General features: G+C 48.7%; 2 protein-coding genes. Both read right to left on the bottom strand.

Going from position 1 to position 1190, the window contains the following annotated elements:
- A partial coding sequence (locus tag ACM6J5_RS18455; RefSeq protein WP_414929104.1) for a DUF6708 domain-containing protein occupies window positions 1–749 on the bottom strand: 749 nt, incomplete at its 3' end.
- On the bottom strand, window positions 749–1190 hold a 442-nt coding region (locus tag ACM6J5_RS18450; protein WP_414929103.1), incomplete at its 5' end, for a hypothetical protein. The genes ACM6J5_RS18450 and ACM6J5_RS18455, both read right to left, overlap by 1 nt.

Here is a 1190-nt window from a genome sequence, read left to right as displayed (position 1 = left end):
CCCTCTTCCATGTAGCGCCGAATGTATTCCCAGAACGCCAACAGTTCGGAGGCGTTACGGGTTGGCTTGCCCACGAAGGTGATTTCGAAGTCGTCCTTGAGATGGCCGTCGGCGTCACGGACGGAGTGGGTTTCCTTGTCCCATCCCAGCATGACGAAGCCTCCGGTGCCGTCCAGTTCGGACATCTTCGGGTTGATGCAGACTTCGGCGGTGTCCCAGTCCAAGGCGACAATGCCTCCCAAGTGTTTGGGGCGAAGCAGGTAGATCTTGCGGGTGACGCGGTTGAAGCGGACGATCAGGCGTCGGGCGGTGAATGCTTCGAGTCGAAGGTAGGGGAAAACATGTTTAATGTAGAAATAAACTGAAGCCAAGGACATTATGGGGATTGTCCACATGAATAAATATTCAATAGTTTTCCAACGTATGCCTTTTCCATTGAGCAAGTAAAGATATTCTTCACCTATATAGGGGAGCAATATGCATAGCATCGCTAAAAGCATTGATCCTGCTCCCCCGGCAATTAGCGTGATCATCCCACGCTTCTCATCGTTTGGAGTACGCACATCAATATAGGTTGAGTTGTAGTTGTAAAGAGATTCGTTGTCCGAAATCGATTGGAAAACCGGTTGCGTTACCCGGATAGGCGGGAGCTTTTCTTTATTCGCTATTTGCTGGTCAGCTTCTCTTGCCAATGCTTCGTAATCAGTCGTCGCACGCCCATTGTGCATAAGCCATTCAAAAAAATACATTAGAGGGTTGCCTCGATAGCTTTGTGAAAGTTTTTTAGCTCTTGCTCTACGGATTTTGGGGTTCCATTGCTTCGATCCTTTCGGAAAGTACAGTGGTTCAAGTAGTTCTGAAGCTCATTGGGGAGCAGCATTTCTAACGCGACGGAAGCGGCGAAAATCACCAGGTTGATTCGTATGCACCAACGCAGCATAAAAGCCATTTTCGATGCAAGCTGTGTGGACGTCTGATGGGCATATATCAAAAAACGATTTCGTCCGTGTATCTGCATTAGTCGTTCCAGATATGGGGCGGCCGCTGCCAATCCAATGGCTGTTGAAAAGAGCGCAGATCCAGCTTGAGCCGCAGCTCTAATAAAATAAATTCCAGCTAGAGATGCATTATTTTGATTGCGGGCTTTTGCTAGTCCAACTACATCGAAAGCTACCCCGATCAGCGCCGCT

The organism is Pseudomonas sp. IT-P74, from assembly GCF_949768175.1.
Classification (GTDB): Bacteria; Pseudomonadota; Gammaproteobacteria; order Pseudomonadales; family Pseudomonadaceae; genus Aquipseudomonas.
The sequence above is the reverse complement of the archived record's forward strand: the minus strand, read 5'-3'. Positions and strand labels throughout refer to the sequence as shown.